12 protein-coding genes are annotated in these 13,776 nt (G+C 58.3%); 8 read left to right on the forward strand and 4 right to left on the reverse strand.

Annotation, left to right across the window (positions count from 1 at the left end):
* Positions 1-75: 75 nt before the first annotated feature.
* The 5 genes from H8B14_RS02095 to secDF all read left to right on the forward strand — a co-directional run bounded on the left by H8B14_RS02095 (position 76) and on the right by secDF (position 5,762).
* Complete coding sequence (locus tag H8B14_RS02095) at positions 76-480, forward strand: hypothetical protein (protein WP_187313971.1); 405 nt, start codon at positions 76-78, stop codon at positions 478-480.
* 167 nt (positions 481-647) lie between these two features.
* On the forward strand, positions 648-1,241 hold the full coding sequence (rdgB, locus tag H8B14_RS02100) for an RdgB/HAM1 family non-canonical purine NTP pyrophosphatase (protein WP_187313972.1): 594 nt from the start codon (positions 648-650) through the stop codon (positions 1,239-1,241).
* Between the two features lie 151 nt (positions 1,242-1,392).
* Positions 1,393-2,016 (forward strand): uridine kinase family protein, encoded by a 624-nt coding sequence (locus H8B14_RS02105; protein WP_187313973.1) that lies wholly within the window; start codon positions 1,393-1,395, stop codon positions 2,014-2,016.
* Positions 2,017-2,193: 177 nt separating this feature from the next.
* The gene (locus H8B14_RS02110) at positions 2,194-2,565 is read left to right on the forward strand and encodes a hypothetical protein (protein WP_187313974.1); all 372 of its coding nucleotides are present in this window, start codon (positions 2,194-2,196) and stop codon (positions 2,563-2,565) included.
* A gap of 182 nt (positions 2,566-2,747) precedes the next feature.
* Positions 2,748-5,762 (forward strand): protein translocase subunit SecDF, encoded by a 3,015-nt coding sequence (secDF, locus tag H8B14_RS02115; RefSeq protein WP_187313975.1) that lies wholly within the window; start codon positions 2,748-2,750, stop codon positions 5,760-5,762.
* A 192-nt stretch (positions 5,763-5,954) separates the two neighbouring features.
* Here secDF and H8B14_RS02120 read toward each other — a convergent pair whose 3' ends face one another.
* The 4 genes from H8B14_RS02120 to H8B14_RS02135 form a co-directional block, all read right to left on the reverse strand.
* Positions 5,955-6,593, reverse strand: coding sequence for a NifU family protein (locus H8B14_RS02120; protein ID WP_187313976.1), 639 nt, complete (start codon positions 6,591-6,593; stop codon positions 5,955-5,957).
* Between the two features lie 140 nt (positions 6,594-6,733).
* Positions 6,734-8,053: a Na+/H+ antiporter NhaA gene (gene nhaA / locus H8B14_RS02125; RefSeq protein ID WP_187313977.1), complete on the reverse strand. Its 1,320-nt coding sequence runs from the start codon at positions 8,051-8,053 to the stop codon at positions 6,734-6,736.
* A gap of 140 nt (positions 8,054-8,193) precedes the next feature.
* Positions 8,194-9,270, reverse strand: a complete 1,077-nt coding sequence (aroC, locus tag H8B14_RS02130) for a chorismate synthase (protein ID WP_187313978.1) — start codon at positions 9,268-9,270, stop codon at positions 8,194-8,196.
* Between the two features lie 188 nt (positions 9,271-9,458).
* A complete protein-coding gene (locus H8B14_RS02135) occupies positions 9,459-10,847 on the reverse strand; it encodes a BatD family protein (RefSeq protein ID WP_187313979.1) in 1,389 nt (462 codons plus the stop codon).
* Positions 10,848-11,245: 398 nt separating this feature from the next.
* On the opposite strand from H8B14_RS02135, the gene H8B14_RS02140 reads away from it, so the two are divergent.
* From H8B14_RS02140 to H8B14_RS02150, 3 genes are all read left to right on the forward strand, one after another.
* The gene (locus H8B14_RS02140; protein WP_187313980.1) at positions 11,246-11,983 is read left to right on the forward strand and encodes a ferritin-like domain-containing protein; all 738 of its coding nucleotides are present in this window, start codon (positions 11,246-11,248) and stop codon (positions 11,981-11,983) included.
* A gap of 32 nt (positions 11,984-12,015) precedes the next feature.
* A complete protein-coding gene (locus H8B14_RS02145) occupies positions 12,016-12,882 on the forward strand; it encodes a ferritin-like domain-containing protein (protein ID WP_187313981.1) in 867 nt (288 codons plus the stop codon).
* 166 nt (positions 12,883-13,048) lie between these two features.
* The gene (locus H8B14_RS02150; protein WP_187313982.1) at positions 13,049-13,765 is read left to right on the forward strand and encodes a ferritin-like domain-containing protein; all 717 of its coding nucleotides are present in this window, start codon (positions 13,049-13,051) and stop codon (positions 13,763-13,765) included.
* Positions 13,766-13,776: the final 11 nt, after the last annotated feature.

Below are 13,776 nucleotides of genomic sequence, written 5' to 3' on the forward strand. Positions count from 1 at the left end.
GAGCTATCGGAATTTGTTTATTTTTGAAGCCTTGCCGTCTGTTACTGCCTATCCGCCTACCGTATACTCTCTGCCATGCTCCCCCACAAAGCTACGCGGCCGTTGGTGCTGCTTTTGCTCCTGTGCACTACTCTGGCCCTGGGAGCCACTATTACGCTTTTTCAGGCGGCGTTCGAAAATGACAATGTGCGCGTAACGTGGGAAGTAGCCAGTGAAAGCGGCGTACAGAGCTACGAGCTCTACCGCAAAACCAACTCCGACCCCGGCTTCAACCGCCTCACTACCCTTGCTCCTACCAGCCAGGGCCGCTACCAATACCTTGATACCGACGTCTACCGCGGCACGCAGGGTGGCGGGCCGTTCATCTACCGCCTGACGGTGCGCACCACCACCGGTGACCAGTATTACACCAGCACTCTCGGCCAGACGCCCAGTGCCGTGCAGCGCTCCTGGGGCAGCATCAAGTCGATGTTTCGGTAGAGAGTAGAGGTATATAAGAACTTCATTCCGAGCGAAGTCGGAGCCGAGGAATCTTGCATGCTGATGTGTGGTGCCATTGTTTTACCACAAGCAAGATTCCTCGGCTTCGTCTTCGCTCGGAGTGACGTCTTTCCCGGCTGTTTCTTCATTTCATTACCCAACCCACAATGCGCCTTTGCTTTGCTTCCAATAATGCCCATAAGCTAGATGAAATCCGGCCGCTGCTGCCCGCAGGTATGGAGCTGCAGAGCCTGGCTGACATCGGCTGCCAGGAAGAGTTGCCCGAAACGCAGGATACACTGGCCGGCAACGCTCGCCAAAAAGCCGAATATGTGTGGGAGCACTACGGTATAGCCTGTTTTGCCGACGATACGGGCCTGGAAGTAACGGCGCTGGGCGGCGCGCCCGGCGTGTACTCAGCGCGCTACGCCGGCCCCCAGCGCCTAGCCGCCGACAATGTGCAGAAGCTGCTCGCGGAGCTGCGCGGCCACGCTGACCGCTCGGCTCAGTTCCGGACGGTGGTGGCGCTGGTGTTGCCCGGCGGTGTGGTGCACGAGTTTGCCGGCGCCGTGCAAGGCCTCATTACCGAGGAGCTCAGTGGCACAGGCGGTTTTGGGTATGATCCGGTGTTCCGGCCCACCGAAGGCGACGGGCGCACGTTTGCGGAAATGACTACCACCGAGAAAAACCAGATCAGCCATCGGGCGCGGGCCGTGGCGGGCCTTGTGGCATTTTTGAAAAAGGAGACAGGTGACAAGTAACAGGTAAGCAGAAGCGCTACTTGTTGCCGTATACTCTGCACTGGCATCTGCCGCTTGTCACCATTTACTTGTCACTTCTCACTTCACCTCATCACCTAATTACTTACTTTTGCAGGGTTGGCCCTACCAGTACGGGCCGTTTTCCCACACCATGCAACATCCTTTCATCGTCGGTATCACGGGCGGCAGTGCCTCCGGCAAAACCACCTTCCTGCGCCGGCTGCTGGCTTCGTTTCCCGAAGAAGATATTTGCCTGATTTCGCAGGACAACTATTACCACCCGCGTGAAAACCAATCGGTGGATGCGCAGGGCGTCACCAACTTCGACCTGCCTTCCAGCATCGACTCGGCCGCCTATGCTGCCGACGTGCTGCGTATCAGCCAGGGCCTGGAGGTGCGCCGGCCCGAGTACACATTCAACAACCCGGGCGTGGTGCCGCAGGAACTGGTGTTCAAGCCCGCGCCTATTGTAGTAGTGGAAGGCATCTTCGTGTTTTATTTCGAAGAAGTGGCCAAGCTGCTGGATCTGAAAGTGTACATCGATGCCCGCGAGCATGTGAAGCTGCAGCGCCGCATTGTGCGCGACCGGGACGAGCGGGGCTACGACCTAGAGGACGTACTCTACCGCTATACCAACCACGTGGCGCCCACCTACGAGAAATACATCAAGCCCTTCAAGCAGGACGCCGACATCGTCATTCCAAACAATCGGCACTTCGACCGGGGCCTGGAAGTGCTGGTGTCGTTTTTGAAAAGCAAAGCGGCTGCCCAGTAAAACGGATTTACCCTCCGTTTCCGATAAAAGCAACGGCCTTATGAATACGGAGTGGCACTCTGTTTCCAAAACCGCGCCTCATGGTGCAGCAACGGAAACGGAGTGCCACTCCGTTTTAACTGGCGGCCGTTGCCTCGCCCGGCCGGTTTGGCTATATTTGTAGCTCTTAGGTTTTTCATGCTCCTCTTTTTCGCTCACTTTTTGCCCCGCGTGCGTTTTGCGCTGCTCACAGCCACTGTGCTGTTTGTGCTGTCGTTGAACCACCAGGCCGTAGCCACCTTCCGGGTGCCGGCCGGCAACACCACGCGCGTCGGGCTGCCGCTGCGCGTGTCGGTGGTGAAGCAGAAAGTGACGTTGGAAGCTACCGGCCCGATGGTGCTGCACACCGCGCCTGTACTGGCCGCGTGGCTGCCCTGGCCCGCTACTCAGAGCTGGCTGCCGGCCGTACGCCAGGCCCTGGCCGTGCCCCGCCCGCTGGCGGGCATCCGGCCGGCAGCTGTATTCCGTGCGCGCCTTTTGGTGGCGGCCCTTTCGCCGCAGGCTCCCTAGCGGGGCTGCTGACAGGTTGCGGTGCGGGTGCATCGATTTGTCCGGAGCTGATGCGGACGAAGTACGGTGCCCGGCTTCCCCACCTTGCTTTTTGGCAGCAGCCAAGCACTACAGCAACCTGTAGCAACAGCAAACTCCGGGCACATCAGCTTTTCCAGAAGCAGTACATCAATCAATCAAACATGCGTAATAAAGGACTCATCATTGCGCTGACCATCATTGTGTCGGCGCTGTGTATTTACTTTCTGACCTTCACGTTTATCTCGCGGCGGGTGCAGAACGACGCCGTGGTGTATGCCACCAAAAGCGGCCAGGTTAACCAGAAACTGCGCCAGCGCTACCTCGACTCGGTGTGGCGCGCCCCTGTTATCAGCTTGCTCGGCGTTGACTACACCTACCGTGACGTGCGCTCGTCGGAGCTGGGCCTCGGCCTCGACTTGAAAGGTGGCATGCACGTGACGCTGGAAGTGTCGCCGGTGGAAATTGTGCGCGCCATGAGCGGCAACTCCAAGGACGCCAAGTTCAACCAGGCCATGATACAGGCGCAGGAAGCTCAGAAGGCGAATCCTTCGACTCCTTTTACCACGCTCTTCGCTCAGGCTTACCAGACGGTGGCCCCTGGCCAGAACCTGGCCCGCATCTTCGCCAATACCACCAACAAGAGCCGTGGCATCGACATCAACTCGACCAACGAGAAGGTTATCGGCGCCATCAACAAGGAAGTGGAGGAAGCCATTGACCGCTCGTTCAACATCCTGCGTACTCGCATCGACAAATTTGGCACCAGCCAGCCCAGCATTCAGCGTGTGAAAGGCACAGGCCGCATTCAGGTAGAGCTGCCTGGTGTGGATAACCCGGACCGTGTGCGCAAACTGCTGCAAGGCCAAGCCAAGCTGGAGTTCTGGGAAGTATGGCGCCAGGATGAGTTCGGCCCTTTCTTGCAGCAACTCGACCAGGTTCTGATTGCCAAAGAGAAAGCGGCTACCACTGCTAAGCCAGCTACTGTAGCTACTGCCACCGACACTGCCGCTGTTGTTGCTGGCGACTCTACGTCGCTGGCAAGCCAGCTGGCCAAGAAAAACACTGCTTCAGCTGCCAAAACCGATACTGCCGCCGCTGCGCAGCAGGGCTCGGTACTGACCCGCCTGTTCACGATGCCGGTGCCCGGCCAGCTGGGCGTGAACGTGCAGGACACGGCCCGCATGAACACCATCCTGCGTTCCGACGAGGCCCGCGCCATTCTGCCCCCCAATCTTACGTTCCTGTGGAGCGTGAAGCCAGAAACCATTGAAGGCAAAGAGTACTTGAAGCTGAATGCCATTCGCAAGCAGCCCGGCACTGTGGCTCCGCTGGAAGGCGACGTAGTAGCAGATGCCCGTGGTGATATAGATCCGCAGCGTGGCGGTGCTGAAGTAAGCATGAGCATGACCCCGGCCGGAGCCAAGAAATGGCAGAAGCTGACCGGCGCCAATATTGGCCGCCAGGTAGGAATTGTGCTTGATGATTACGTGTACTCGGACCCGGTTGTGCAGTCGGAAATTGCCGGCGGCAACACCAGCATTTCGGGTAATTTCTCGATTGAAGAAGCCAATGACTTGGCCAATGTGCTCAAGGCCGGCAAGCTGCCCGCACCGACCCGCATCGTGGAAGAAGCCATTGTAGGCCCCTCGCTGGGCAAAGAAGCCATCGACCAGGGCATGTACTCGTCGTTAGCGGGCCTGCTCATTATCATGGCCTTCATGGCCCTCTATTATGGCCGCGCTGGCCTGGTGGCTGATGCAGCCTTGCTCTTCAACGGCTTCCTCATCATCGGCGTTCTGGCAAATCTGGGCTTTGCCCTCACGCTGCCCGGTATTGCCGGCTTAATACTGGTGTTTGCCTCCTCGGTGGATGCCAACGTACTGATTTTCGAACGAATCCGGGAAGAGCTGGACCACGGCCTGAGCTTGCACGACGCCATCAACAAAGGTTATTCGCGCGCTTTCTCGGCCATTTTCGACTCCAACGTTACCACGCTCATCATTGCTATTATCCTGGGCATCTTTGGAACTGGCCCGGTACAGAACTTTGCCGTAACACTCGGCATTGGGGTTTTCACCTCGTTCCTGTCGGCGGTGTACGTGTCGCGCCTCCTGATTGAGTGGCTGGTGAAAGGCAAAGACAAGAGCCGCATGACATTCTCGACGTTCCTGTCGCGCAAGCTGTTCCAGAACCTGAACTTCGACATCGTAGGCAAGCGCAAAATTGCCTACGCTGCATCCACAGCTTTCATCGTGCTGGGCTTTGTGCTGATGGCCGTGCAAGGTGGCCCCAACTTAGGTGTGGATTTCCGCGGCGGCCGGGCTTACGTAGTAGACTTCACTAAGCCTGAAGTAGCGTCGGAAGTGCGCGAAGAAGTTACCAGAGCCTTCCAGGGTGCTGGCACCGAGGTAAAAACCTTTGGCGCCGCTAACCGCCTGCGTATTACCACTGGCTATTTAGCCAACGATGAAAGCGTGGCCGCCGACCAAAAAACGCGCGCCGCGCTGCTGACAGGTCTGCAGAAATACAATGTAGCCGACAAGCAGATTGTAAGTTCGTCGAAAGTAGGTGCCACCATTGCCGACGACATCAAGCGCACCTCGGTGCTGAGCTTGGGCCTGACGTTGCTGGGCATTTTCATCTACGTGCTGTTCCGCTTCGAGAAGTGGCAGTATTCGATGGCCGCCGTAGTAGCGTTGTTTCACGATGCGCTGCTGGTTATTGCGGCCTTCCCCATTGCCCGTCTGTTTGGCCTCAACTACGAGATGGACCAGATTTTCGTGGCGGGGGTACTTACTATCATCGGCTTCTCGATGAACGATACGGTGGTTATTTATGACCGTATCCGGGAGTATCTGCGCGAAAACCCCAAACTCACGTTTGCGCAGGTAGTGAATCCGGCCTTGAACAGCACCTTCTCGCGCACCATGATTACGTTCACGACCCTGTTTTTGGTAGTGGTGGTGCTGTACATCTTTGGCGGTGAAACGCTGCGCTCGTTCTCGTTTACGATGCTGGTAGGTATTTTCTTCGGAACCTACTCGTCTCTGTTCATTGCCACGCCTATCATCCTGGACACTTACGGCCGCAAAGAAGCCCGCGAACGGGGCACTGGCCTGACCACGACCATCAACGACGGCACCGACGCTCCGAAGCTTTCGACAGCGCAGGTGTAAATCATCGGTTAGGCTGAGCTTGTGTGCTTAGCTGACTGCCTCACTGAAAACGCCCGGCCAAATGGTCGGGCGTTTTTGTTGACGCGTTAGAGCCTTCGTTGCAGTAGTTCATTGTACTACCCTCCCTACCAGCACACAAAAAAGCCCCGAACCAACTGGTTCGGGGCTTTTGCGTTGCAGCTACTTGGCTGCTTAGTGTTGGGCGATGATGCCTTCAGCTACTACCTCTTTCACTTCGGGTACCATGCGCTTGAGCAGGTTTTCGATGCCTGATTTCAGCGTAACGGTGGCCGAGGGGCAGCCCGAGCACGAACCCTGCAGGTTCACGGTCACGATGCCTTCGTGGTAGCTTTTGAAGGTGATGTTGCCTCCATCCTGCTCCACGGCAGGGCGCACGTAGTTGTCGAGCAGGTCGATAATTTTCTGGCTGGTTTGCTGATCGGCTTCCGACGAATCGGCCGAGCCGGTAGCGGCGGCCTGCTGAGCAGCTTTCTGCTCGGCGGCGGGGTCTACGGTGAAGATAGGGCCACTAGCCTCCACGTACGACTTCAGGAAGGTGCGCAGCTCGGGAATAAGTTGCGCCCACTGGTGCTCGGTAGTTTTAGTAACGGTGACGAAGTTCTGGGCAATAAACACGCGGCCCACGTAATCGAAGTTGAAAAGCTCCTGAGCCAGCGGCGAATTCACCGCAGCTTCGAGATTGGGATAGTCCACGCTCACGCCATCAGCCAGCAGCTGGGCATTGAGCACGAACTTCATGGATTCGGGGTTGGGCGAGGCTTCGGCGTAGATAGAAACCGGTCCTGCGGGGGCAGTGAGTTGTTCAGCCATGTTTGAAAGACTTGGAGACAAGCGGGAGAAAGCCAGGCCAGATCTGTTCGGCCTGACACTTAAAACCGCACAAGGCGGCAATAGTTGCAAAGGTAACCAGGAAATAAAGTATCGGAGCGGTTAGGGACCATTAAGGACCATTAAACTGCCGCGGGCGACGCGGGCGCAGTACGCAGCAGCAGAAACCCAGCAAGGCCTGACACAAGCGAGGCACACAGAATGGCCAGTTTGGCCACTGGCTCACCGGCCGAATTCTCGCCGAGTGCCAGCAGTGTAATAAACAACGACATCGTGAACCCAATACCGCCCAGCACGCCAGCGCCCCATAGGTGGCGCCACGTAACGCCCGCCGGCAGTGAGGCCCAGCCCAACCGCACGCTCAGCCACGACAGCAGCCCAATGCCCAGCGGCTTGCCCACCACCAGTCCCAGCAGAATGCCCAGCCCCAGCGGCGACAACAGCTGCCCGAACACGCCAGCGTCGATTATGAGGCTGGTATTGGCGAAGGCAAACAGCGGAATGATGCCAAACGCCACCACCGAGTGCAGGCGCTGCTCCAGCTTCTGAGCCGGCGAACTGATGGCGTCCGACAGGTATTCTAGTTCCTCGCTGATGATGCGTGGATTGGCATCGGCCCCGTGCACCTCGTGCTGTAGCATGCTCAGTCGGTCGTTGAGCATCAACAGAATCTCGGGGCGGGCCCGCCTGATGCGCGACGGAATGGCCAGCGCCAGCAGCACGCCCGCCAGCGTGGCATGCACGCCCGACTGGTGCATAAAAAACCACAGCAGCACGCCCAGCGGCAGGTAGACAGCCAAGCTGCGCGCCCCCAGAAAATTCAGGTTCAGCAGCAGCGCCCACACGCCCAACGCCAGCAGCAGATAAGTCAGGTCGAGGTTGGCGGTGTAAAAGCCGGCAATAACCAGGACGGCACCCAAATCATCGACGATGGCTAGGGCCGTGAGAAACACCTTGAGGCCCAGCGGCACGCGCGGCCCCAGCAGTTGCAGCACCGCCAGCGCAAAGGCAATGTCGGTGGCCATCGGGATACCCCAGCCGTTTTGGGTGGGCAGGCCGCGGTTCACCAGAAAGTAGAGCAGGACCGGCAGCAGCATACCGCCCAGCGCCCCCGCAATGGGCAGGGCCGCCTGCCGCCATTCCGACAACTCGCCTTCCACCACTTCGCGCTTAATTTCCAGGCCCACAATCAGGAAGAACACGCTCATCAGCCCGTCGTTGATCCAGTGCACCAGGCTCATGTCGAGCACCAGGCCGTTGAGCGAAAATTTCAAGTGCTTTTCCCAGATCTGCGGGAAGTAGGCCGCCGGGCCCCAGCTGGTGTTGGCCATCAGCAGCGCCAGCACCGCACTGGCCATCAGCATAATACCGCCGGCCGCTTCGCGGCGGAAAAATTCAGTGAAAGGCCGCACCAGCGGACGCACAAGTTGAGGAACAGCCATAGGCAATGAGCAACGCAAAATCTGCCGGCGCGGCCAAAAATGACCGCGCCGGCAACGCAGGAAAATACCGGGCCCGGTTGCGGCTTCAGCGTGGATTGCAACCGGGCCCTTGAATATCTTTTAAGTATAACAGCCGTTGCCTATACCCGGTTGGCGCGGGCGCGCAGCAGCATGTCGGCCAGCACGAGGCTGGACATGGCATCCACAATGGGCACGGCGCGCGGCAGCACGCACGGGTCGTGGCGGCCACGGCCAGCCAGGCTGATAGCCTCGCCCTGGTCGTTGATGGTGGCCTGAGGCTGCAGAATAGTGGCTACAGGCTTGAAGGCGACCCGAAAGTAGATATCCTGCCCATTAGAAATGCCGCCCTGAATGCCCCCCGAATGATTGGTATGGGTGCGCACCTGCCCGGTTTCGTCAGTATAGAATGGGTCGTTGTGCTCGGAGCCGAACAGCAGCGTGCCCGCAAAGCCAGAGCCGTACTCGAAGCCTTTCACGGCGTTGATGCCCAACATGGCCCGGCCCAGCTCGGAATGCAGCTTGTCGAACACTGGCTCGCCGAGGCCGGCCGGCACGCCCGTCAGCACGCCCGTCACGAGGCCGCCTACCGTGTCGTGCCGGTCGCGGGTCTGGCGGATCAGCTCGGCCATGCGCTCAGCCGTTTCCGGGTGCGGGCAGCGCACTGGGTTCGAGTCGATCAGGCGCAGGTCCAGCTGCTCATAGCCTACCGGCACGGCCACCGCGCCCACCTGCGACACGTAGCTCTGCACCCGAATACCTTGCTGCTCAAGCAACTGCTGGGCCACAGCGCCGGCGGCCACGCGGGCAGCTGTTTCGCGGGCCGAGCTGCGGCCGCCGCCGCGGTAGTCACGCCGGCCGTATTTCTGGTCGTAAGTGTAGTCTGCGTGCGAAGGGCGGTAGGCGTGCTCGATGTGGGAGTAGTCGTGGCTGGCCTGGTCCTGGTTGCGGATGTAAAGGCTAATAGGCGTGCCCGTGGTTTGGCCTTGGAAAATGCCCGACTGTACCTCCACCCGGTCGGCCTCCTGGCGCGGCGTGGTTAGGTCGCTCTGGCCGGGCCGGCGCCGGTCCAGCGCCGCCTGAATAGTTTCGGTGGCCACTACCAATCCCGCCGGACAGCCGTCAATCACCACTCCAATTCCCGGCCCGTGCGATTCTCCAAACGTGGTAATACGAAACAGCGAGCCGAAAGAATTCATGGGATGATGTGATGATGTGATGATGTGATGATGTGACAGGTGACAGGTGACAGGTGACAGGTGACAAAGGTAGCTGTCCTGCTGAGCCTGGGCTGAACCTTAATTACGCGCAGGCGGAAAGGGCAGCAATTATTCTGCAGTAAGGAGGCCTTCTGCAGCTTCAGAATACTGAGTCCCCTTATCACCTGTCACCTTTTCGCCTGCCACCAGCCCCAGCTGGCAACAGCCAGCAACCCAGCCAGAATATAAGTGGCGTAGCGGCGCACGTCGCGGTAGGCATCCAGCGGCTGCAGGCGGTTGCTGGCATCAAAGAGCACCGTTTGGTAAAATGGGTCGTCGGTGTGAGCCCGGAAAGCCAGCTCGGTCCGGACGGCGCCGCGCACGGTGGGGCGCAGTTCTGGCCGCAGCGTATCGTAGCGCCCGGTTGCGGGGTCGAAATATATCAGTTGCAACAGGCTGTCGAGAGGCAACATGCCTGGCTGGCGTGCTACCAGCCGGTACTGGAACGCCTTGCGCCCCCCTACCCGGCCGGTCTGGCGGGTTACTTCCTGCTGCACATCGGGCCCGTACACTTCCAGGCCCGGCCGGGGCTGTACCAGCGGCGCATTCAGGGCCGCCAGATTGCCTTCCCCTTCCACCCCAAACGTGTACGTGAAAGCCTGCCCCGTGCGAAACGCGGTGCGGTCAATAGCTTCGCGGAGCTGGTAGCTGCCCACAGCTACTTGGTCGCGTAGCGGGTGCGGCGGCAGGGGCTTTACGGCAATGGTGCGAGCGGCGGCACGGTAGGTTTTGTAGCCTTCCATGCGGTTGTCAAGGCCCTCCGCAGGCTTTTTGGCTAAACGATACTTCACCATCTGCAGCGCCACCTCCCCAAACACCAGCGGCTCGGTGTTAAGCGGGTAATATTCGGCCTCGTAGAGACGGTAGCGCAGAAATGGCTTGCCGCCCATCGTTACTGGCTCCGGCACTATCTCCTGCTCGTTGAATGCCTCTTCCCAGGCAGTACGCTGCCGCAGCTGACGCAGAATACCTGGCAACTGGCCCGGAAAGTTGTAGAAATCCAGTAGCCCTTGGTCGGAGGGCGTGAGGTAGAAATATAATCCCAGGTGCACGCCTTCCCCCACGTACACGCTAGTTTTGTCGGGTACCAAGGCTAGAAAAGCGTTGTCTTTGGGCTCGACGTACTCCTGCGGTTTAGGCTTACCAAACAACAGATCCATCAGGCCAATGCCCTGCGGCGCTCCGCCGGCCGACGGAGCAGGCGCTGCGGTTGGCGCGGGAGCTACCACTAGCTTGGCTCCGGCCGAGCGCACCACTTGCCCGTTTACGGTCAGGGAAAACGGTTTGAGGGTGTATTCACCTTCGGCATAGGCGGCGTAGCGCTGCGTAATCGTCAGTTCAGTGGTTGTGCGGCCCTCCACAATGCGGGTGGTGGTGGTACTGGACTTACCGCTTTTTTTGAACCCTTCCAGATCAGGAAAAGCCGAATACCGCTCTAGCGTAGCGCCGCTCAGCTTAAAGCTGATAGTGAAGTACTCTGTTATGGGAAAGGTTGTACGGCCCAGCTCCAGCTTCACTTGGAAACTGGTAGTAGCAGGCGGCTTGGCGGGCGGCTGTGCTCTAGCAACTGGCGGCCCAACAGCAAGGCACAGCAAAAAGATTACCCAACCTACAAACCGAAGCATACTGTGTCTTATCAACTCCAAAATTACGCTAAAAAGCCTTCTTGGCGCTAACCCCTTGACCTGACCTATTTTGCTTGCAGCAAACACCTGTATTACTGTAAATTATCTATACCCATTACTATGAATAAGGTGCAAAATTTTGGCTTACTACAATCCCTGCACAGAGGGGCGTCGTAAGTGAAGCCAAATACCCAATTCTACCTCTATTTCTTTTTCAGAAAAAGCTTCTTTTCAAAGACTAGCAAGGTAGTTCACCGCCGAAACATTCCCCTTACCAAATTTTCTACTCCATGTCCGACAACCTCAAAAAAGGTGGCGAAGAGGCTGATTTCACCAAGCCTCTTCACGTCCCAATCCAGCGCCGTTCGTTCTTCATGTATGCTGGCGCCACTGCTGGCGCTACCGCTTTGCTGCTCTCAGGCTGCGACGACGACGATGACGACAATGGCACCACTCCTGCCGGTACCGTAAATCTAGGATCGGGCGACGTGGGTGTATTGAACTATGCGTATGCCTTAGAGCAATTGGAAGCTGCTTTCTATGCGCAGGTAATTGCTACTCCTTACGCCAACATTACCACGGATGAGCGCGCAGCACTGACGGCTATTTCCCGCCACGAAGCCATTCACCGCGACTTTTTCAAAGCCGCCATTACGGCTGTTGCTCCAACCCAGGTCATCCCGGGTTTGACGCCAAATTTCAGCACCGTGAATTTCAACGACCGTAACTCGGTACTGACCACGGCTCGCACGTTTGAAGATCTGGGCGTAGCGGCCTACAACGGCGCTGCTCGTCTTATCCAGAGCCCAACGTATCTGCTGCTGGCCGGCAAGATTGTTTCGGTGGAAGCCCGTCATGCTGCTTACATCCGCGACTTGCTGACGCCCGGCAGCTTTGCTGCCGCTACCTCCGCCAGCGGCACTGTAGACGCCAATGGTCTTGACCAGGCGTTTACCGTAACGCAGGTACTGGCTGCCGCTCAGCCGTTCATCCGGGAAACTATCAACGGTGCCAACGTAGGTAGCTAATTCTCCTTTTCCAACCCTGAATCTTCTCTTGTATGAATCTCTTCAAATTAATCTCTGAGCTGGAAAAGGCAGATCCTGAAATTATGGACCGCCTCACGCACCGTCGTAGCGCCCTCACGGCCCTCGGTGACATCAGCAAGAAGATGGCCCTGGCGGCTGCTCCGATTGCCATCGGCTCGGCGTTCAACAAGGCCATGGGCCAGAACACGCTGACCGCAGTAAACGATATCCTGAACTACGCGCTGCTGCTGGAGCGCCTGGAATACAGCTATTACAACCAGGCGTTGTCGGCCGCTACTCTCACGGCTGCACTCACGGGTACTGCCCGTACGTCCGTTGAAACCATCCGCGCCCACGAGTTGGCTCACGTTAGATTGTTAGAAACGGCTCTGGGCGCTGCAGCAGCCCCGGCGCCGGCCAACTTCAACTTCGGTACTGCTTTCGCAACGTATGCCAGCTTCCTCGGCACGGCTCAGGCCCTCGAAGACACAGGTGTGCGTGCCTATAAAGGCCAGGTAAATAACATCCCCCGTACTCTCAACCCAACAGTAGGTGGCAATACGGTGAACCTGCTGACGGTAGCTGTGCAGATTCACTCGGTAGAGGCCCGTCACGCAGCGCATATCCGCTATATGCGCCGCGGTGCCACTGCCGGCAACCAGACCACCATCTTCCCTTGGATCAATAACGCTGATGCAAATGGTGTTCCAGCCGTGGTATATGGCGCCGGCAACCCGGTAGCTACGTTCCCGGCGGAGAGCAACGTTTCGCAAGGTGGCCTCACGCTGACTACCATCGGCACGACCACCTACGCTGCTGAAGATGTAAGCGCTGCTTTCGACGAAGGCCTCGACAACACGACCGTAACGGCAATAGCCCGGGCTACGGCCACTTTCTAAGCGTCTGCTGCGCAGGTTCTAGAATTGCTTGCAAAAGGGCACTCCATAATGGGGTGCCCTTTTTTGTGCAACCATTTTTCCTGTTAGAGCATCCCATCTTAACAGGCTATCTTTGTTAGGTTGGTGCCAGGCTGTTTTCTGCTTCGGAACCGCTCAATTCTTTCTTATGCACACTCCTTCCTCTCCGGCGCGGATGCTTGCCCGCCGCTCTTTCTTTCGCGTAGCCGGAGCCGGTGCGGCAGCTACGGCGCTTGTGTTGACTGGCTGCGGCGACGATGATGACCCGGCACCTGTTGTTGGCACCAATTTGCTCAGCTTGGGTAGTTTTGTCGCCACACCTACCAGCAGCCCCAACTTGTCGGTGCTCAACTACGCTTATCTACTGGAGCAACTGGAGGCTGCATTCTATGACAAGGTAGTGACCACGCCCCCTACTGATCTGCTGCCGGGTGAACTGGCTTACCTCACCGACCTGCGCGACCATGAGCTGATTCACCGCGAGTACCTGAAGTACGCCCTTGGCACCTCAGCCTACGACAGCACGCTGGCTACGCCGCTGGTTTTCGACTTCTCTACCTTCACGCTCACTACCCGCGCCGGCGTGTGGGCTGCTGCTCGCCAGCTAGAAGAAATTGGGGTGGCTGCTTATAACGGCGCGGCCAAATACCTGACCTCGGCTGAGTACCTGAATGCCTTGGGCAAGCTGGCTTCAGTGGAGGCCCGGCATGCCGCTCTGGTCCGCGAAGTATTGCAGCCTGGCTCCTTCGCCGACAACGTGGGCACCACTGGCCTTGATGACGCCAAAACGCCGGCCCAGGTGGTGGCGTTGATTCAGCCCTTTGTGCCAGTAACCATTTCCACGGCAAACCTGCCGACCACTTAAGGCACTGCTTG

Origin of the sequence: Hymenobacter puniceus, assembly GCF_014333525.1 — a bacterium.
Classification (GTDB): domain Bacteria; phylum Bacteroidota; class Bacteroidia; order Cytophagales; family Hymenobacteraceae; genus Hymenobacter.